This is a genomic window from Glutamicibacter sp. PAEs-4, from assembly GCF_051161755.1.
GTDB lineage: Bacteria > Actinomycetota > Actinomycetes > Actinomycetales > Micrococcaceae > Glutamicibacter > Glutamicibacter nicotianae.
In genome coordinates, this window is the sequence record NZ_CP195017.1 from 700,259 (window position 1) to 720,275 (window position 20,017).

The 20,017-nt window shown below is 52.5% G+C and carries 15 protein-coding genes and 1 pseudogene; 11 read left to right on the plus strand and 5 right to left on the minus strand.

Annotated features, from left to right (window positions below; genetic code table 11):
* Positions 1–80: 80 nt before the first annotated feature.
* The gene (locus ACR9WD_RS03335) at positions 81–1,613 is read right to left on the minus strand and encodes a deoxyguanosinetriphosphate triphosphohydrolase family protein (RefSeq protein ID WP_434922706.1); all 1,533 of its coding nucleotides are present in this window, start codon (positions 1,611–1,613) and stop codon (positions 81–83) included.
* A gap of 40 nt (positions 1,614–1,653) precedes the next feature.
* Positions 1,654–2,574, minus strand: coding sequence for a 2-hydroxyacid dehydrogenase (locus ACR9WD_RS03340; protein WP_434922707.1), 921 nt, complete (start codon positions 2,572–2,574; stop codon positions 1,654–1,656).
* Between the two features lie 132 nt (positions 2,575–2,706).
* Here ACR9WD_RS03340 and ACR9WD_RS03345 point away from each other — a divergent pair, with 132 nt between their 5' ends.
* Entirely contained in the window at positions 2,707–2,940 is a 234-nt protein-coding gene (locus ACR9WD_RS03345) for a hypothetical protein (protein ID WP_434922708.1), read from the plus strand.
* Between the two features lie 278 nt (positions 2,941–3,218).
* On the opposite strand, the gene ACR9WD_RS03350 is transcribed toward ACR9WD_RS03345, so the two are convergent.
* Positions 3,219–3,512 carry a YdeI/OmpD-associated family protein gene (locus tag ACR9WD_RS03350; RefSeq protein WP_434922709.1) on the minus strand — a complete coding sequence of 98 codons (294 nt, stop codon included), beginning with the start codon at positions 3,510–3,512 and terminating at the stop codon, positions 3,219–3,221.
* A 567-nt stretch (positions 3,513–4,079) separates the two neighbouring features.
* Between ACR9WD_RS03350 and ACR9WD_RS03355 the strand changes: the two genes are divergently transcribed.
* The 8 genes from ACR9WD_RS03355 (at position 4,080) to ACR9WD_RS03390 (ending at position 14,576) form a co-directional block, all read left to right on the plus strand.
* Positions 4,080–5,654, plus strand: a complete 1,575-nt coding sequence (locus ACR9WD_RS03355) for a type I restriction-modification system subunit M (RefSeq protein WP_434922710.1) — start codon at positions 4,080–4,082, stop codon at positions 5,652–5,654.
* Positions 5,651–6,880, plus strand: a complete 1,230-nt coding sequence (locus tag ACR9WD_RS03360) for a restriction endonuclease subunit S (protein WP_434922711.1) — start codon at positions 5,651–5,653, stop codon at positions 6,878–6,880. Before ACR9WD_RS03355 ends, ACR9WD_RS03360 begins: the two co-directional genes overlap by 4 nt.
* Positions 6,877–7,389 (plus strand): DUF1643 domain-containing protein, encoded by a 513-nt coding sequence (locus ACR9WD_RS03365; RefSeq protein WP_434922712.1) that lies wholly within the window; start codon positions 6,877–6,879, stop codon positions 7,387–7,389. The genes ACR9WD_RS03360 and ACR9WD_RS03365 overlap by 4 nt, the downstream gene beginning before the upstream one ends.
* Positions 7,386–8,228, plus strand: coding sequence for a GIY-YIG nuclease family protein (locus ACR9WD_RS03370; protein ID WP_434922713.1), 843 nt, complete (start codon positions 7,386–7,388; stop codon positions 8,226–8,228). Before ACR9WD_RS03365 ends, ACR9WD_RS03370 begins: the two co-directional genes overlap by 4 nt.
* Positions 8,225–11,269, plus strand: a complete 3,045-nt coding sequence (locus ACR9WD_RS03375) for a type I restriction endonuclease subunit R (protein ID WP_434922714.1) — start codon at positions 8,225–8,227, stop codon at positions 11,267–11,269. The genes ACR9WD_RS03370 and ACR9WD_RS03375 overlap by 4 nt, the downstream gene beginning before the upstream one ends.
* A 37-nt stretch (positions 11,270–11,306) precedes the next feature.
* The gene (locus ACR9WD_RS03380) at positions 11,307–12,197 is read left to right on the plus strand and encodes a nucleotidyltransferase domain-containing protein (protein ID WP_434922715.1); all 891 of its coding nucleotides are present in this window, start codon (positions 11,307–11,309) and stop codon (positions 12,195–12,197) included.
* On the plus strand, positions 12,194–12,823 hold the full coding sequence (locus ACR9WD_RS03385; RefSeq protein WP_434922716.1) for a hypothetical protein: 630 nt from the start codon (positions 12,194–12,196) through the stop codon (positions 12,821–12,823). The genes ACR9WD_RS03380 and ACR9WD_RS03385 overlap by 4 nt, the downstream gene beginning before the upstream one ends.
* 605 nt (positions 12,824–13,428) lie before the next feature.
* Positions 13,429–14,576, plus strand: a protein-coding gene (locus ACR9WD_RS03390; RefSeq protein ID WP_149597804.1) for an IS3-like element ISAar3 family transposase whose coding sequence is annotated in 2 segments (ribosomal slippage) — positions 13,429–13,702 and positions 13,702–14,576 — 1,149 coding nt in all. Because the reading frame shifts where the segments join, the coding sequence is not laid out codon by codon here.
* On the opposite strand, the gene ACR9WD_RS03395 is transcribed toward ACR9WD_RS03390, so the two are convergent.
* Entirely contained in the window at positions 14,566–15,492 is a 927-nt protein-coding gene (locus tag ACR9WD_RS03395) for a hypothetical protein (protein ID WP_434922717.1), read from the minus strand. The two genes, ACR9WD_RS03390 and ACR9WD_RS03395, sit on opposite strands and share 11 nt — an antisense overlap.
* 585 nt (positions 15,493–16,077) lie before the next feature.
* Between ACR9WD_RS03395 and ACR9WD_RS03400 the strand changes: the two genes are divergently transcribed.
* Positions 16,078–16,809: a TIGR02391 family protein gene (locus tag ACR9WD_RS03400; protein ID WP_434922718.1), complete on the plus strand. Its 732-nt coding sequence runs from the start codon at positions 16,078–16,080 to the stop codon at positions 16,807–16,809.
* Positions 16,810–17,385: 576 nt separating this feature from the next.
* Here the strand turns inward: ACR9WD_RS03400 and ACR9WD_RS03405 are convergent.
* Positions 17,386–18,305: pseudogene (locus tag ACR9WD_RS03405) on the minus strand (methionine synthase); the annotation flags it as partial.
* A 403-nt stretch (positions 18,306–18,708) separates the two neighbouring features.
* Between ACR9WD_RS03405 and ACR9WD_RS03410 the strand changes: the two are divergent.
* Complete coding sequence (locus ACR9WD_RS03410; RefSeq protein ID WP_434922719.1) at positions 18,709–19,974, plus strand: hypothetical protein; 1,266 nt, start codon at positions 18,709–18,711, stop codon at positions 19,972–19,974.
* Positions 19,975–20,017: the final 43 nt, after the last annotated feature.

Sequence of the window (20,017 nt, forward strand, 5' to 3'; positions counted from 1 at the left end):
TGCCTCTGAGCAATTGTTGCCCGATTTAGTTGCGTCGACCCGTCATCGAATGCGGTATTGACGAGCTGAAAAGGTACAAACTACAGCCCGCGACCGGCCTCCCACAGGTTATCCGCGGTGCCGGTCAGCAACGCATTGAGCGAGACAGCCTGCGCATCGGTGAATGAGGCGATGTAGTCCACGATGGCTCGGGACTGGCCCAGGCGCTGCACCTCGTCCGGCCCGGCCTGGCGGAAGAGCTCAGGGGAGAGCTCTCGCAGGTTTCGGTATTCCTCGGTGGCTGCTTCTACCGAATCGAGCAGACGGCGCGGGGCGCGCCCGGCGTCATCGGGATCATTGAGCCAGGTGTGGAACCCTTCGGCCAGCGAGCGGATGATCCGCGTCTGCCCGCGTTGGTACACGGCCAAATCCGGGCGTTCGAGCACGAAGCGCGCGTGAACGAATTTCAGCACGATCACGTCATGCCAGGCCTCATCGCCTAACCGGACGTGGCCGCTGCGCACGGTGGGGGTCTGCTCGACGGTCACCGAGGTCTGGAGCCGCTCGATCCACCGGCGGGTGAACGCGGTGACTGCGCGATCCGCTTCCAGCCCGCCGTCATAGGGGACTGCCAACAGCCCGTCGACCAGGTCATGGCCCACCCGTTCTACGGAGTCGCGGAACGCCTGCGCATCCGCGATCCATGGATCCTTGGCCAGCGCCCTGCGCCAAGTTTCCTCCAAGGCGTGGCCCGGCCGGCGGGCATCGAGTTCGGCCTGCTTCAGTTGTCCAAGTTCCCGGGACTGCTCCAGCCAGGCGCGCAATTCCGCCGAAACGCTGGTGTACTGCAACACCCCGGCACGGTAGAAGTCATCAAGGTCATGCACGGCATAGGCAATGTCATCGGCAATATCCATCACCGAGCTCTCCAGGGTCTGCTGGTGCCGGTCGATATTGGGGAATACCGAGAGCACATCGGCCATCTCGTGGGCATCGACATCATAGGCCGAATACTTCAACGCGCCGGCCGCCGGGTCGGTCCCCACGCCGCGCGGCAGCATCTCGGGAGCCAGCGGGGCTAGGGCACGCCATTCGTTGCGGGTCCACGGGTACTTCAACACGGCGGCGCGCACCGCGCGGGTCAGGTTCATGCCGCGGGCGGTGGCATCGCAGCTGTCCAGGGCGGTGAGGATACGGAAGGTCTGGGCGTTGCCCTCGAAGCCGTCGGGCAGGTTCAGCAATCCCCGGGCGACACGGTCCAGCTCCAGCTCGCCGAGGTGGCCGAAGGGCGGGTGCCCCAGGTCGTGGGCCGCCGCGGCGGCCTGCACGACCACCGGGTCGCAACCACCCAAATGGTCGACGAGTCCTCTAGTTGATTCATCGGCATTGCGCAGCCGGATGGCGATGGAGCGCGCCACGGCCGAGACCTTCAGCGAATGGGTCAGCCGGTTGTGCACCAGGGTGCCGGAACCTGCCTGCGGGATGACCTGCGTGACCGAAGACAGGCGCGAGAAATACGGCGAGAAACGGATGCGTTCCACATCAACGCGAAACTCATCATCGCCCGCACGATTCTGCTCAACGATAGCGCGGTCACGGCCGCCTGACTGATGCGTTTTTACTCTGGTATCCATCGTAGGAACTAGCCTAGGTGATCAACAGCTCAACGCAGAGTCAATTGATGATTTGGTTGGCGAGTTCTTCACCGTGCGCCAAGGCGATGACCTGGTTGACTGCCAGCTCGGAGACCAACGAGATGAACTGTCCAGTGTCTCCGGCCATGTGCGGGGTGATGATGCAATTCGGTGCGCTCCATAGTGCGTGGTCTGCCGGCAACGGCTCAGGATCGGTGACATCCAAGGCCGCATGCAGCCTGCCGGCTTGCAACTCAGGCAACAGGGCATCGGTGTCGACGATGGGCCCGCGTCCCACATTGACCAGTAGCGAGCCGTCCTTCATTGTCGAGAGGAATTCGGCGTCGATAAGCTGTTCGGTTTCCGGGGTATGCGGCAGGGCAACAATCACCACATCGGCAGTGGGAAGAAAGTCCCAGAGCTGGTCGAGAAAATAAATGGGGTGGCCCTGCTCATGGACTCGTTCAGTACGGGCAAAAGAAGCTAGATCGGCAGGCTTGAAGGGCATAAGCCGCGAGCGAATTTCACTGCCCACTCCACCGGCACCGAGAAGCACTACCCTTGACCCGTGCAGCGAGCTGGTCCACGTCCTGGTCCACTGCCGCTCGCGCTGGTGCTGACCGACTTGCGGCAGCTGGCGGAAGGATGCGAGGACCAAGGCGAGGCAGTGTTCGGCGGTGGCATCTTCCACAGCGCCCTTGGAATTGGTCAATGACACTTGTTCAGGAAGATGCTCCAGAACCCACTCGTATCCAATGGACAGCAGGTGGACATGCTTCAGCCCCTTGATGCGGGAGACCCTTGAACGCAGCTCAGGGTTGCTCGGTCGTTCGGTGACCAGTACGTCGGCTTCAGGCGCATCGTTCGGATCTTCGTCGATGTGCCAGAGGATTGGCTCGACTCCTGGAAGCTGCAGCTGGTCGACGAGATCCTGCCAGGGAAGCAGTACGCGTAATGCCATAAGAAGAGTGTCCTTTCGAATGCTATGACCATTGTGTCCGTTGGGACGCAAGGATGAAGAATCTGGTGACAGAGTCATTACTCCGCGTCAGTTATTCCAGATTGAAGATCAAATAACTAGTAGACTAGGCTCATGACTCATAAAGGAATTGTCGGGACCACTATGCTGATGGCGCTTGGCTGGACGGTGTTCGTCCTTGGCCTCGCCACGCTATTTTTGGACCCGCTGGTCGGTGCGCTGCTGGCAATCGCCGGCGCGGTATTGATCAGTGGCGGCATGATCACTGAGGCGTTGAATAGGAAGCGGGAAGCATCCGTGGCACTGGCCAATAGCAGAGAAGAAGAAATGCCTGCACTCGACCTGTAGTTGCCCATCGTGCTCTATCGCATCTGAGATTGGCAACGTAATGGCATGTATCTGGCTGGCGAGTCTCTGATTAGAGGCTGTTGACGTATGGCGTTAGGGTCTGCGAGATCGCCAAGTGCCTTCTGGCCAGGGCAACAGATCGTCGCTTCCCAGAGATCTAGACCTTGATGCTTGTATTCGAAATGGTTGTGATGAGATTCTTGAGTCTGTTCCGTAATGCATAGCCATACGCGCATTTGGTTGCAGAAAAGATCTAGGAAGAATCTGGTCTGTTCACGTTAGTTTGATGTTTCAGACACCTGTCGAACGAACTTCTCCATTCTTGCCGATCGGGTCTTCTCAGTCTTGGCAATCGTCAGCTGGTGCGGAATGTGGTATCGAGGCTGGGACTTTAGCGCCTCGAACGCGGCTTTGGAGGTCGGGTTAGCGTCTAGAGCCCATTGCAGGTCTTCAGACACTTGTTCAGTTGCCTGTCTTTGATAGGCTCGGTCCCATCTGCCGTCGGTTTTCGCCTTATCGATTTCTGCTTGCCCACGAAGGCGCAATCTGCTCTGCTCGATGAATGCTGCCACGAACTGCGTGTTCTTTTCCGACTAGACAGAGGCTTGGCGTCGCGGGGTGTATCGCTGCAGAAACGTCTTCTCGCCATTGCTACACCGCTGGTCATCGATCCAGCCACTGCACAAGACTTCTTGCAATGCTTCGGCAACCATCAACGAGGTCGGATCGGTGGTGCCTTTCTTGGCTACGAGCAGCCACACGCCATCGCTGGTTTCTTCATTTTCATTCAGCCAAGCACGCCAGGCGGTGACATCTTTAAGGATTAGCGGGTCGTAGTAGTCGATGGGAACTATTGTTTTGGCTGGTTTCGTTGTTGAAAAGCAAACTTGTTGGAGGACGAACTTGATCCCTTAGTTGTCCAAGTCGGGTTGAACATTGATGTCAAGCAAAATACTTGTCAGATTTCAATCATTTGAAATGCTCGAATTCCGAGTAAACAACCTAGGCCGCATTTTCAGACCAATACGCTTTGAGTAGCCGATGGTCACTCACTCGAACGCTATTCTGGGGATTTACTGAGGTAACGTTACAAGTAATCAAATGCTAGTTGGTGCCCCTGATGGCACGGGAGAAAGTAGATGGCGGATACCGTGAAAGAACAACAACGAGCTGAGCTGCATAAGGCCATATGGAATGTCGCCAACGATCTGCGTGGCTCGGTGGATGGCTGGGACTTCAAGTCCTACGTTCTTGGCATGTTGTTCTACCGGTTCATTTCCGAGAACCTTACTAACTACATCAACGCCGGTGAGAAAGACGCAGGTTCGGCTGACTTCGATTTCGCCCAGATGAGCGACGAAGAAGCAGAGTTCGCCCGCGAAGGCATCGTGGAGGAAAAAGGCTTCTTCATCCGCCCTTCCGAACTGTTTGCCAATGTGCGAAAGCGCGCAGGATCAGATGAGAACCTGAACGAGACGCTTGAAGGCATCTTCAAGGACATCGAAGGATCCGCGCAGGGCACGAACAGTGAAGACGATGTCAAAGGCCTGTTCGATGATCTAGACGTGAACAGCAAAAAGCTCGGCAACACCGTTGCACAGCGTAACGCGAAGCTCGTGAAGCTCCTTGACGCTATAGGCGACCTGCCACTGAACAACGACTTCCAAGACAACAGCATTGACCTATTCGGCGACGCGTATGAGTTCTTGATGCAGATGTACGCATCCAGCGCCGGTAAGTCCGGTGGTGAGTACTACACGCCGCAGGAAGTCTCTGAACTGCTGGCGAAGATCACCACGGTTGGCAAGACCCGCGTAAACAAGGTCTACGACCCTGCTGCTGGTTCAGGTTCCCTGCTACTGAAGTTCGCCAAGGTGCTTGGCAAAGAGAACGTGGGTGGATTCTATGGCCAGGAGATCAACCTGACCACCTACAACCTGGCACGTATCAACATGTTCCTGCATGACGTGAACTATGAGAACTTTGACCTGGCACTCGGTGATACCTTACTTGATCCTGCGCCGCAGCACTGGGATGAAGAGCCGTTTGAAGCAATCGTTTCCAACCCTCCATATTCGATCAAGTGGGAGGGCGACGCTAACCCTGTTCTGATCAATGATCCTCGTTTCGCTCCAGCTGGTGTGCTGGCCCCGAAGTCGAAGGCTGACCTTGCGTTCACGATGCACATGCTGCACTGGCTGGCAACGAACGGTACGGCTTCCATCGTTGAGTTCCCGGGTGTCCTGTACCGTGGCGGTGCTGAAGGCAAGATCCGTAAGTACCTGATTGACAATAACTATGTTGATGCGGTGATCCAGCTTCCAGCTGACTTGTTCTTTGGTACCACGATTGCGACCTGCATTATTGTGCTGAAGAAGTCGAAGAAGACCAATGATGTGCTCTTTATTGATGGTTCGGCAGAGTTCGCCCGTGGGGGTAACAAGAACAAGCTGACCCCTGAAAACCAGCAGACCTTGCTTGATGCGTTCGTGAACCGTAAGAACGTAGAACATTTCGCGACCCTCGTTGAAAACAGTGCTATCGCGGAGAACGCATACAACATTGCGGTGTCTTCGTATGTTGAGGCTGAGGATACTCGTGAAGTTGTTGACATTACTGAGCTGAATGCTGAGATTGAGCAGATTGTGGCTCGTCAGGCTGAGCTTCGCAGTGCGATTGATGCGATTGTTGCTGATCTGGAGGGTTCCAAGTGAGCAAAATTGATGAACTGATTGCTGAGCTTTGCCCTGAGGGTGTTCGACACTACGAATTGTCGGCGGTAGCAGAATATTCGAAGTCACGAGTCGATTCGGTCGATCTGGACGAAACCAATTTCGTTGGCGTGGATAATCTCGTGGCTAATAAAGGCGGGAAAGTCGATGCCAGTTATCCACCAAATACCGCACGATTGACTGCGTATGAACCAGGCGATGTACTGCTTGGCAATATTCGTCCATATTTGAAGAAAGTATGGCTAGCTGACTCAGAAGGTGGCTGTAGCGGAGACGTACTTGCTATTAGAATCTTGAGTGAATTTAAGGCGTTAATTACTCCATGTTTTATGTACTATTTGCTGTCCTCGGATGCTTTCTTTGCATACAATATGCAGCACGCTAAAGGTGCTAAGATGCCGCGTGGTAATAAACCTGCGATTATGAACTATAGAATTCCTGTTCCACCACTTGAAATTCAGCGTCATATTGCGGATATTCTTGATAAGTTCACACAATTGGAAGCGGAGCTGGAAGCGGAGCTGGAAGCGGAGCTGGAAGCCCGGCGGAAGCAGTATTCTTTCTATCGTGATTCTCTATTGACGTTCACCGAGAGAGAGCTCAGGTGGCTCCGAATGAGTGAAGTAGCAACTATCGTTCGCGGGGCTTCGCCACGGCCTATCCGCTCATTCCTCACGACTTCTGAATCAGGAATTCCTTGGATCAAGATTGGTGACGTGCCATCTGGTGGAAAGTTCGTAACTAATACGACGGAAAAAATTACAACCGCTGGTGCCGAGAAGTCTCGTTTCATTAATCCCGGTGATTTCATTCTTTCTAATTCAATGAGTTTTGGCCGCCCTTACATTTCAAAGATCACTGGTTGCATCCATGACGGTTGGCTGGCAATTAGTGACTTCTCAGATTCGTTCGTATCTGATTTTCTTTATCATTTGTTGCGCTCTTCAGGAATCCAAAAGGAGCTTAAGAGATTGGCGGGCAATGGAGGGACAGTTTCAAACTTAAATGCTGATATGGTGCGTAATTTAACTGTTCCAGTCCCTCCACTGGAAGAGCAGAAAAAGATCGTTGCCGTTCTAGACAAGTTTGAGGTGTTGGTCAACGATCTCACGATCGGACTGCCAGCCGAATTAAACGCTCGTCGTCAGCAGTACGAGTACTTCCGCGACAAGCTGCTCACCTTCAAGGAGCTGGAGCCTACATCATGAGTACGACTCAGGATGAATTGGCTGGTTCAGTAGAAGGCTGGGCAGAAATTTCTAACGATGGGCGATACCGATACTTGCTCGGGCGAAGGTGGGATGCGTCGCTCCCCGAATGCACTTTCATAATGTTGAATCCTTCGACAGCCGACGCAAGACAGGATGATCCAACGATTCGCCGGTGCATAAACTTTGCGAAGAGCTATGGATGTGGATCGTTGTTAGTCGGCAATCTCTATGCTTTTCGAGCAACGGATCCACGGGACCTCTTTAGAGCTGACGATCCTGTTGGTGGTGAGATGAACGATGAAGTATTGATTGACCTTTTGGCACGAAGCGAATTGGTTATTGCTGCATGGGGCGCGCATGCCCATCCGAGTCGCGTTGCAGAAGTCTTGAGGCTTCCTGGTGCAGAACGGATGTTGGCTCTCGCTACCACCAAAGCTGGTGCACCACGACACCCACTCTATTTGTCTAAAACGGTCACACCCGTCGTATGGAAGGCCAACCAATGAGTACGACGCCGGTAAATGTGCAGATTCCATCGGATACGGAAGCTCCGATTATTGCTGACTTCGTCGAGCACGCGCTGCGAGTGGCGTATTTTGATCGCCTACACTGGGCGTCTCTGCCTTCGAGTGATTGGGACGAACCTGGTGTGTATATCTTGATGACATCGGACGGGTCTAATCGTGTATACGTTGGGCAAGCACGCCGGCTTCGTACTCGCTTGCAGAAACACAACAGCAACGAAAAGCTGCCTTGGCGACGTGCGCTGGCTGTGAAGCGCGATACCACCGCCGGTTTCAATACTGCTGAAACCGGGTACCTGGAAGGCCGTATTGCGGCAGAGCTGAATGCGCTTCACCAGATCACTGTTGTTGAAGGCCAGACGAGCGGTGACGAGACGTTGCCAAAGCACATGATGATTTCGTTGGACGCGTTCGTAAAGAGCATTTTGGGTGCACTGCGGTTGGCTGGTCTTGATGTTAGCCGCAACAACCCTCAGACACAGGTTGAAGATGAACCGCGCCTAGCAGTGCCAGATACAAGCGCAAACGCTTCGCGCACTGTGACGGTAGCTGACTTGGTTTCCAGCGGGCTGATTCAGGCAGGACAGACCCTATTCCTGAGCCAAGGTGGCAAGGAAGCAGAAGGTAGCGTCACTGCGGACGGAGAGATCATCGTGCGTGGCGTTTCCTACAAATCCCCAAGCACCGCAGCCGCTAAAGCTTTAGAGCTACAATCCTCTAACGGCTGGACGACTTGGAAGGTCGGCAATAAGTTCGGCCCACCGTTGGACTTGCTACGGAATCAATGGAACGAACAACAAGCGGAGGAGGCAGAAAGATGATTGAACCACGAGCACGCAAATATGATCCGATAGCGATCAGCAACGAAAGCACCGTTGTCTCGGTTTACGATGCCGATCCTGCAAAAGAATCTTCGTACCAGTCCGAGGCAGCGCTGGAAGCTGAGTTCATTCGCCTGCTTCAAGGACAGGCATACGAGTATGTCGCACTGACTTCTGAAGCTGAACTGATTGCCAACCTGCGTATCCAGCTGGAAGTACTGAACAAGTATGAGTTTAGTGATCAGGAGTGGGAGCAGTTCTTCAAGCAGCGTATTGCATCATCTGGTGATGGGATCAAAGAGAAGACGATCCGCGTCCAGGAAGACCACGTCCAGCTGCTGACTCGCGATGATGGTTCAACGAAGAACATCACCTTGTTGGATAAGAAGAATATCCATAACAACCGTTTGCAGGTGATCAACCAGTACGCGGTGGATAAGGGCGAGGGCGGCGCGAGCTTCTCGAACCGTTATGACGTGACCATCCTGGTTAATGGCTTGCCGATGGTGCATGTGGAGTTGAAGCGTCGTGGCGTGCCGATCCGTGAGGCGTTCAATCAGATTGACCGGTATCAGCGTGATAGTTTCTGGGCTGGCTCTGGCCTGTTTGAGTACGTGCAGTTGTTTGTGATCAGTAATGGTACGCAGACGAAGTACTACTCAAATACCACCAGGCTGCAGCACGTCGAGAGTGCTTCGAATGCTAAGAAGAAGTCGAAGACGTCGAATAGTTTTGAGTTTACGTCGTGGTGGGCTGATGGTGAAAACAAGCCGATCCTTGATCTGGCGGCGTTTGGTAAGACGTTCTTCGCGAAGCACACGCTGCTGAACATTCTCACTCGTTACTGCGTGTTGACGGATGACCGTCTGCTGTTGGTGATGCGTCCGTATCAGATTGTGGCGACGGAGAAGATCTTGCAGAAGATCTTGATATCCACGAACTATAAGACTCTCGGTTCATTGGATGCTGGTGGGTATGTCTGGCATACAACCGGTTCGGGCAAGACGCTGACGAGTTTCAAGACCGCGCAGCTGGCTTCGCGTATGGAGAGCGTGGACAAGGTTCTCTTCGTGGTTGATCGTAAGGACTTGGATTACCAAACGATCAAGGAGTACAACCGCTTTGAAAAAGGTTCGGTCAATACGAATAAGTCCACGGCGATGTTGGCGCTGCAGATCCAGGATCCTTCGGCGCGCATTATCGTTACGACGATTCAGAAGTTGTCCACGTTTATTGCCAAGAACAAGGGTCATGAGATCTATTCTGGCCACGTTGTGCTGATCTTTGATGAGTGTCATCGTTCCCAGTTCGGGGACATGCACACGGCGATCACGAAAGCTTTTAAGCGCTATAACCTCTTTGGGTTTACGGGTACGCCGATCTTCTCGGAGAACTCAAGCAGCAGCGGCAAGCCTACGCTTCGCACCACGGAGCAGGCGTTCGGCGAGAAGCTGCATACCTACACGATCAAGGACGCGATCACTGACAAGAACGTGCTTCCTTTCCGTATCGACTACATCAATACAGTGAAAGTTGCCAGCGGGGTTGCGGATAAGAAAGTTTCGTCGATTGATACCGAGAATGCTTTGCTAGCGCCGCAGCGTGTGTCGATGGTGACCGACTACATCCTGAAGCATTTCGATCAGAAGACGAAGCGTACCGAAGGGTATTCGTTGGGGGAGAAGCGTCTTCGTGGCTTCAATTCCCTATTCGCTACCGCGTCGATTAAGGCGGCGAAGGCGTATTACAACGAGTTCAAACGCCAGCAAGCTGACTTGCTGCCTGATCAGCAGTTGAAGATTGCGACGATCTTCTCGTTTGCTCCGAATCCTGATCTTGAGGATGGGATTCTGGAGGAGGAAGAGTTCGAGACTCAGCAGATGTCTGGTGATGATCGTTCATTCTTGGAGTCTGCAATTGCTGACTACAACAAGATGTTCAGGTCCAACCATGATACGAGTTCGCAGGGCTTTGAGAACTACTACAAAGACCTTGCAATGAGGCTGAAGAACCGTGATTTGGATTTGGTCATTGTGGTGAACATGTTCCTGACTGGTTTTGATGCGACTACCTTGAACACGTTGTGGGTGGATAAGAATCTGAAGTCTCATGGACTGATTCAGGCGTATTCGCGTACGAACCGTATTTTGAACTCGGTGAAGCCGCACGGCAATATCGTGAACTTCCGCAACCTGGAGGATGCCACTAAGGAAGCTATTGCCCTGTTTGGCAATAAGGATGCTCAGGGCATTGTGGTGATGGGCCCTTATCGTGAGCACTATGAGAAGTATGCGCAGCAGGTTTCTGAGCTGCTGGAGAAGTTCGCTCCTAACCAGGTGATTGAGAGCGAAGCGGCGCAGAATGAGTTCATTAAGCTGTATGGATCTATTTTGCAGCTGAAGAATATTCTCCTTGAATATGATCAGTTTGCTGGCAATGAGATTCTGACTGATCGCCAGGGCCAGGATTACCAGTCGGTGTATCTGGATCTGTGGAATGAGCGCAGGAAGCGCACTGAAAGTGATAAGGAAAAGATCACTGATGATCTGGTTTTTGAGATTGAGCTGATCAAGCAGGTTGAGATCAATGTTGACTATATTTTGATGCTGGTTCAGAAGCACCGTGAAGAGCATGGCGACGGGGACGATAAGGAGCTGCGTGCGGGTATTTCGCGTGCGATTGATTCCAGCCCTTCCCTGCGCAATAAGAAGGATCTGATCGAGAACTTCGTGGATTCATTGTCTGTGGACGCTTCGGTACAGGACGAATGGCAGAAGTACGTCGCGGAGCAGCGCGATCGTGAGCTGGAACAGATTATCCAGGAGGAGAACCTGAAACGCGAACAGACGCTAGGTTATGTGGACTTGGCGTTTTCAGATGGCGTGTTGCGTACGACGGGTACTGAGGTGACGAAGATTCTTCCGCCGGTGTCTCGGTTCTCGATGGTGACCAATCATGGTGAGAAGAAGCGTCGTGTGATTGAGAAGCTGACGGTGTTCTTTGAGAGGTTCTTCGGCCTTATTGGGAGAACTAGAAACTAACCATTGAGGATTGTGAGGAAGCGAAAGGAATTTTGGAATGGCGACAGAAGAACAGCTTGTGAAATGGACTGCGCCTTCAAGCTCTACGGAACAAGATAAGCAAGTTCGTACTGAGCGAATGATTCGCGAGGCTATTAGAGATCACGAAGGATTTGATGGGTATAGAAGTAGTTTCTCTATCTATGCCAAAGGGTCGTATGCCAATAATACCAACGTTCGCGCGGACAGCGATGTAGACATTGTTGTCGAGTGCAGCGATGTTATTTACTGGCGGAATCAAGATACCGCAAATCCTGGCTATAAAGGTGGGACACCGTATAGCGGTATATGGACTCCTGAAAAGCTACGTTCTGAAGTCGCATTGGCGCTGCAAAAGAAGTTTCCCGGTTCGGTTTCGGAGGGAAAGACTGCTTTCGAGATTGATGCCAGTTCGTCGCGTGTTCACGCAGATGTCGTTCCGTCGTTTGTGTTCAAACTTTACTATTCTGATGGTTCGTTTGCGCAAGGAACTAAGGTATTTAAGAGAGATGGTTCGTCTGTTGAAAACTACCCGAAGCAACAGTACGAGAAAGGCATCGCGAAAAACAACCGCACTGACTATCGCTACAAGAAGGCCGTGCGTATTCTCAAGCGTCTGGAGAACAGGCTTGTTGAAAAAGGGCTCTGCAATGCGGTTCCATCGTTTGTTTTAGAGTGTTTGATATTCAACTGTCCTGAAGAATTCCTCACTCGAACAACCTGGCGGTCGGTTATGAGAGGTTGCTTGGCAAGAATTTACAAACACACCCTTAAAGCTGAGGCAAGTGATGATCGCTGGGTTGAGACTAACGGTATAAAATTTCTATTCCACCCCAACCAAAAATGGACTCCGCAGCAAATACATGATTTTTCATTGGCGGCGTGGAATTACATGGAGTTTGAAGAGTGATTAATTCTATAGTTCTTCGCATTATTGTTGCGATAGTTCTAGCGGTTTTTCTAGTTGGATCATGGCTTACAACCGGCTCCCCTAACGCCAGTCTATTAAGTTTTTTCTCATTAGCAGTCATGGTTCTAACACTTGCATTTTTCGTATGGGATAAGTGGATATGGAAATGGTCGCTCGTCCAGAAGATTCCACGTATTCACAGAAATATACACGGCACGTGGGAGGCTCGCCTGGAGTCACTCTGGGTAGATCCGAATACCGGTACTAAGCCAGATCCGCAGACTGTGTATTTTGTGATCAGGCAGACAAGCAGCAAAGTCTCCGTATTACTCATGTCTAAGGAGTCGAAATCCATCTCAGTGGTTGCGCAGATGGCTATAAACAACGAAGAGTGGAACTTGCGGTTCATCTATTGCAACACGTCTCAGCTCGATCGAAGAAAGGAAAGCCCAATACACTATGGCACGGGTATCTTGGAGTTGTTAAGTGGAGACGGTTCAATCATTCGACTCAACGGTGTCTACTGGACTGACCGCGACTCCAAGGGCAAGTTGGAGCTACTGCGTCGTAATAAAAAGATTGTTGGGAGCTATGACGATGCAGAGAAGCTTTTTGGATCTGCTTAGTAGAATTGTTGAAAACTAGGACCAAGTTATTAACTGAATAATGTTCCGAAGAAGCAGATGTCACTCTTACTATACTTGTAATTTCATGCACTAAATAGATGATTGATTTCGCGATGGATTACAAACTATCTAACCTAGATTCCTGACATCGACTGCCATGCATTTGCTCATCGGGAAAAGGAGGCAGCCATTATGCCTGCATCCTCCACGAATCAATTATTGCTGCAATTTCTGATTCAGGAGATACCAGTTCTGATGTTTTTATCTGGTGCATTGCTGCTGATTTAATGCTGGGATCTGGAAGCAATGAATCGTTGAATCGAACCGTAGCTGACTTCTAGTTGACGAGCAATTTCATTGAGGGTGAATCCTTTAGCGCGAAGTCTAGTTGCCTGGCGTTTTTGCGAATCCGTTAGTCCAGCTTTTGGTACTGGAACGTTAGTCTTCGTCTGGATGAGTCAGATACTTGTCCAATACGATCTTTGAGTACTTGTACGATGTCTTGATAATGGGTGTAGGAGTAGTGGTTGGGTCCCCGGAAAGTAGTCCAGTGACTATGCGAGTACTCGTGTCCGACAATGGACACAGGAGGAATCACAGAAACAATGGCACGCAGACACACACCAGACCAGGTCATCGCTAAAGTCCGTCAAGGACAAAAGATGCTCAACGACGGACACCCGATGATCGAGGTCATCAAGGAACTTCAGATCACCGAAGCTACTTGGTACCGCTGGATCAACCAGTACGGGTCCGAGAAAAACGCTGAAGCCAGCAAACGTACCAAGGAGCTAGAGAAGGAAAACGCGCGCCTCAAGAAGCTGCTCGCTGATCAGATGCTCGCCAACGACATCCTTACTGAGGTTGCCAAGGGAAAATTCTAAGCCCCGAACCACGCCGCCGTGCTGTACGGATGGCGATGGAAAAATTCGGGGCGTCCGAACGCTTCGCTTGCCACGTTCTGGGCCAGAACCGCTCGGCACTACGTAAGAAAAAAACACCGATGAGCTTTGACGAAGCGCAGCTACGAGCCGACTTGAGGGCTGTCGCGTCTAAGCATCCAACGTGGGGGTGGCGCAAAGCCCGCTGGCACTTGCTGGCCACCGAACGATGGAATGACACTGTCTTGAACAGCAAGCGCATCCGACGATTATGGCGAGAAGAAGGCTTGGTCTGTAAGCCCAAGCGTCGAAAGAAGCGGCGCACCGGCCCAGACGCTGGGGAACAGAAGCGGTTGACCGCCGAGTACCCGATGCATGTACTGAGCTTTGATTTCCAGTCGGATGTCACTTCTTGTGGCCGTCATATCCGGTTCTTCAATGTCATTGATGAGTACACGCGGACCGCTTTGGCGATCATTCCCCGCAGGTCTTTTAAAGCTGCTGATGTGGTGGCTGTTTTGGAGGACATCATTGCTGAAACTGGGATCCAGCCAACGTTTGTGCGGTGTGATAACGGGCCTGAGTTCACTGCTGACGCGCTGGTGGATTGGTGCAACACTGTGGGGGTGTCCACTGCGTTTATCGATCCGGGCTCACCTTGGCAGAACGGTTTTATCGAGTCGTTCAATGCGCAGTTCCGGCGTGAACAGCTTTCCGGGGAAATTATGGACACTATGGTGGAAGCGAAGTATTTGGCTGATGAATGGAAAGACATTTACAATCATGAGCGTCCCCATGGGTCTTTGGATGGGTTGACGCCGTCCCGGTTTTGGGATGAGTGGGTTAGAGAGAATCAGTTAGCTATCGCATAGCTGCTGGACTGCTTAAAGGGACCCAACCAGTAGCGGCGAAGCCACAGAGGGAAAGTATCTGCACTAGTCCAGGGTGGTTCACGTATCCGTAAACGGCCATGCTGACGAAAGCCAAATACACAGAGACACTAAAAAGTCCGGCTACGGCTTTTCGTTGTTTCAGGGTGAGAGTTAGTAGGACTTCTGAGTTGTGGACCTGCGCTGCAATGTCAGCATGACTATTCAGGAATTCATTTGCGTCCTCTTCAACTTCCGTTCCACCGTATGCATCTTCGAATGCCTGCGCACTTTCTAATAGCTCGTCCGTTAGCAAGGAAGGGTCCAGATCGCTTGGCAACAGGCCGCTAACTGCAAACTCGCTGCCGGGCATTCCAGCACCGAAACGCGTGACCCAAGAATCGACGCCTCCCCATAGCGGTGCACTATCGAGCGAGTTCGCCAGCCCTTTCAGTCCGGAAGCCTGAGAAGCAAGAGACTGTCCGAGTGTCGAAACGACGCTCTCCGACAAGGCGAATGTTTGAGTCAGGCTCTTTGCTGCATCGAATAATGCCGTGTTCGCCCCTAAGCCAGAGCTAATCGTTTGCCCTTGCACAGCCAAGCTGCCTAATCCGTCCAGTAAAGAAGACTTAGGTCCATAGATTGAATCCAGGACCGACGACATGTTTGAAAGTGCTCCACTGATGCCCGACATATCCAATTGCTTGTGGATTTCGGACACGGCTCCCCAGGTGCCTTGCGATGAGGCTAACGCTTGAGCCATGTGATCAAGGCTCCCGAGCCGCGAAGCGGATAAAGCGGCGCTCGCCCCCATCACGTCAATGATTGAATTGATGTTTGTTTGTTTCCAGATCGGTTTGGTCATTTCCGACCAATGATCCTGATTCCAAAGATTATTTTTGTCATCTAAAAACCCCATGGCTCAAGCCTATATCGCGCCGTCGACAATTAGGGGTGCAGATCTTTTGGTCATCTATACGGCGGGGAGCGGTTGTAGTAATTATCGTTCGTGGAGGAAACGTCCCTAAATGTAGGTTCCATCGCTTATGTCAATTGTGATCGAAGAATCTAGGTTTCGGTTCAACGTTGGAGGAATTTTCACGATGACAGATATTCGTCAAATGGCTGAGGCGGCTTCGGGAATGCGGAGGCTTAAGCATGAATCGTTCGTCGAATTTTGATCGACTTCCTTGGGCCTAACTGTGCCGACATGTAGACTCCGGTGACTTGTTCTCGGAGAATTTCACTTGCAGAAGTTACTAGCCCGTGTAGAAGTGTTGTCTTGGGACGGCCCGCTGACAGCAGATATTGCGCGATCTGCCAGCCTGTTGAAAGTGCGGCCATGACCAAGCACAGCGATGAGATGATGAGCGCAATCGACTATGTATTCATGTTCGAAATGCTAGCCAATGCGACCGGCGAAATACGCTAATAATTTGAAGTCGGTAAAAAAGTTCTGGATTGAAACTTCAAGATTCTCCAAGAAGGCGGTATTAATTAGCTTATGACGAGATTGGACACTCAGTGGGCAGTCGCCGAAATCGATGCGTTCCTGAAAGTCACTGCACGAGTGACCCCAAACTTGGGTCCAGGAGCCGTTTATCTCGGTACGGTGATGGTTGGCCCCAAAACTGACGCAGCACAGCGGGCGCACGTTATTGAACAGATTCTCGATCGCGCACTGCCGGGGTGGGCGAATGAACGCCCTACGAAGGACAAAGAGTACACATGGCTTCGTGACCAAGCATCCAGAGTCAGAGCTGCCCTCACGCGGCAAGACGAATTAGCTGAAAAATTGGGAGACAATGCCCCGGACATGGCCGCTGCTAATCTCCATCCCTGGGCTTGGGAGAGCGGTCGATCGTATTGGAACACGGGCCACTACCATCAAGCAGTGATGCAAGCCGCCATCAGGATCAACGCCGAAACTCAGGCGAAGCTAGGACGTATGGACATCTCTGAGACTGCGCTTTTCAATGAGGTATTTTCGCTGGCCGAGCCCAAGGAAGGCGCACCAAGACTCCGCATCGCAGAAGACGATGGCGGTAAGACCTACCAGAATTTGCACCGTGGCGCCCGGGCATTCGCTGAAGGCCTCTACTCATCCATACGCAATCCTGGTATGCACCAGCCTCCAACTGATCCTGGAGGGCAAGAACAATTGGCCCTGGAGCAGTTGGCAGCATTTAGCCTTCTAGCTCGCTGGATAGATCAAGCGACAGTTGTACATTCATGACGGACACTTGTTCGCTGGCCGCAGAATCCGTTCCAAGACAGTTATGCCCCGAAATTAGGCTGACTTTGAGATGCGGCTTACAGGTTCTTCGCCAGCGTCTTGGGGCCTCAGCGCCACCGCAAGACGGTCGAGCATCTCATCAGTGAACATGAGACGAATGGCGTGGAAGAGCTCGATCGATGTTCAGAGGAACTCCTCGGCGATGGCCGATTTGGCGACTGTTGCCGGCAAGACGGTTCTCCAATCGTGACATCCGTGGCAATCTCGCAGGCATGTTGCAGTGGCGTTCAATTACCGGAATCGCCTCATTCGACTCGGATGCCCCTACAAGGATTCGTGCCAAGGTCCTAGAATGCCCTCGGGGTCGACCGTGTTTGCGACGATGTTCAGGTCAGTCATCTAGAGCAAGGCACAAATCCATAACCGTTTTTCTCAACCGTTTCAGCGTCCCACGCGACGGCCTCCTCCGAAATTTCACCTGTATCCGCGGTAATCATCTCAAGGCCGCCTGGATGCCCACGGACGATCGCTTAAAAATCATCTGCGGGCAACGAAGTCGTCGAAGATTCCGTCACTTTAGACGCGCGCACCAACAAGCTCCTCGCGCAGGATGCCAGCCCTTGTGCTGAGCGCGCTGAGCTTGGCCAGAGCAATAGCCCGGCGGAATGGTGCCATGCCGCAGTTGGTGCTGGCATTCAACTTGTCCGCATCAACATATTCGAGTGCGTCGCGCAGAGTCTGCGCTACTTCTTCGGCAGGCTCCACGGCGTTAATGGTCACGCCGATCGCGCCGAGCATCACGCGCTTGCCGCCGACCATTTCGACCACCTCCAGCGGGACATTCGAGTGGTGGGGCCCCAGTGAAACTGTATCGATGGAGGACACCTGCAACAACGGGAAAGACTTCTCGTAGTGGCGCCACTGGGCGCCAAGAGTAGCTTTCCAATCATTGTTTGCCTTGATGCCATAGCCAAAGCAGATATGGACTACGGTTCGGCCTTTAATCTTTCACAAGCACGCTCCAGAGCGGCGATGCCCCAGTCCGCGACTTCATCAAAGAAGACGTTGAACGCAGGCTCATCGAACTGGATGACCTCCACTCCGGCGGCTTACAACTCACGAGCTTCCTGAGTCAAGATGGTCGCGAATTCCCAGACCAGCTTTTCGCGGCTGCGGTAGTGCGCATCGTAGAAGGTATCAACCATGGTCATGGGGCCGGGAATGGGCCACCTGATTTGGCGGTCTGTGCAGGATCGCAGGAACTTCGCATCCTCAACGAAGACTGGCTTGGAACGTTCGACGGCGCTGACCACGGTGGTAACGCTGGCGTCATAGCGGTTGCGAATGCGCACGGTTTCGCGCTCTTCGAAGTCGACACCGCTCAGGTGCTCGATGAACGTGGTGACAAAGTGCTGGAGGGACTGCTCCAGCATTACTGCACGTATGGCAACTTGCTTGCCCTCGGTCAACGCCGCGCCTTCCAGTTTCCAATGCGATAACTAGATTCCGACAATCAGTTCTTATCAAGACCAGTGGCAAAGTTGAAATGTCGGTCAGAGCGAGAGGGCCAGAACTTCGGGACAAGTCGATATTTCACCCTTGAAAGACGCCTATTGAGCCTCGGATTCCAGCAGTTGTTTTAGTCGGTGGTCGATGACTTGCTAGTGGGTCGCTAGACGACAGTAGGAGGCAAGGGTGATCTCGAATATTCCTTGGTTGACTAGGCTCGCAGAAAACGAGTTTTACGTGAAAAAATTTCTTGGTGAACCATTGGGTAATGAGCTACATTTAGCCTAATCATCAATTCTTCGGCGTGGGACAGAACGGCTTTAGCAATAATTGCTAATTTATTCTGTTATGAGGTTCTTGTGCCGATTCGCACTCTTTGAAGCAGGAAAATTGAAAACTAAATTAAGCGCGGTGGCAATGTCGACGGCACTGATCACGGGATTGGTGATTAGCGGCCCGGCAGCAAAAGCAGAAGTGATTTCGGAGGAGGTCGTCTCGACTCCAGCGGAATCGTCAACGTCAGCGGACGCGCAGACGGAACCGGTCGTGTCTCAGTCTCCTGTAGCGGACGTTATTGAATCCGAGGAAAGCAACCTTCCAGGTGAGTCTTCGGCTGCTCCTGACGATTCCTACGCGGCCCAAGAATCAGAACCTACGGTGACGGAATCAGCTGCTTCGGCAGACCCTGACGCTGCATCTGAGCACACTGCTGAAGTTAGCAAGTCGGCCAAGGCCACCGACGAAGCCAGTGAGGCTCAAGTTGAGGACTCAAATGAGGCCCCAGCGTCCGAGCCAGTCTCAGAAGTAACCGAACCGGCGCCAGATCAGGTGCAGGAGGAATCGGAATCCGTTAATCCGGAACTCAAGAGTGTGCCTACCGTACTTCCCGAATCGCCGAAGCAATCATCAAAGAGTTTTGGTCTAGTTTCCAGCGATGACCGCTGGGACGAAATCAACGCCCTCTTACCTGAAGGTTCCGAAGACTGGAGCGACGAGCAATGGGAAGTGTTTGCCGAGACCGAAGCTGGGGAAGAGTACTTTCGACAGCTCAATGAACTCCTAGAGGAAGAGGACCCCGTCGAGGATGACTTTGAACTCTCCGAGGAGGAGCAAGCCTTCTGGGACTCAATCCTTGATACCCTCCCACAGGACAGTCTTGAATGGGATGATACCCAGTGGGAAGAGTACTTCCGCAGTGACGCTGGCCTTGAGTTCATCGAGCAGCTGTTGCCAATCATCGCTGACAGTATAGAAACCGATGAAGATGCAGCTGATCTTCAAGCTTTCCTCGAAGAAGTCTTTGCCGATGATCCTGAGCTACGTGCGTACTACCTCGAAATGTACTTGGGGATTACACCGGAAACGACGGGCGGTTCAACTGGTGGCTCCGAAACTGTGGACGAACCTGACGTTTCAGAAAGCGAACAACCCGTTGCTGACGCTGAAATCAAGCCCGCAGGTTCAATCGGCAAGACAATCGTCACCAAGGCGCAAAAGGCAAGCAAGTCCACTGAACCCGAAGCGGATGTTGAGGCCTCAGTGCCTGCACTGGCCAACACAGGTTTTGATGGTTTCTGGGCTGCTGGGGTCGGGATACTGCTAGCCATTGGCGGCGTGGTATTTATTGCGCGCTCACGCAAGGCTTCTACGAACTAGCTTAAGCCGACATGCGGTCCCGTAATGCAACTGACGCTGGGAA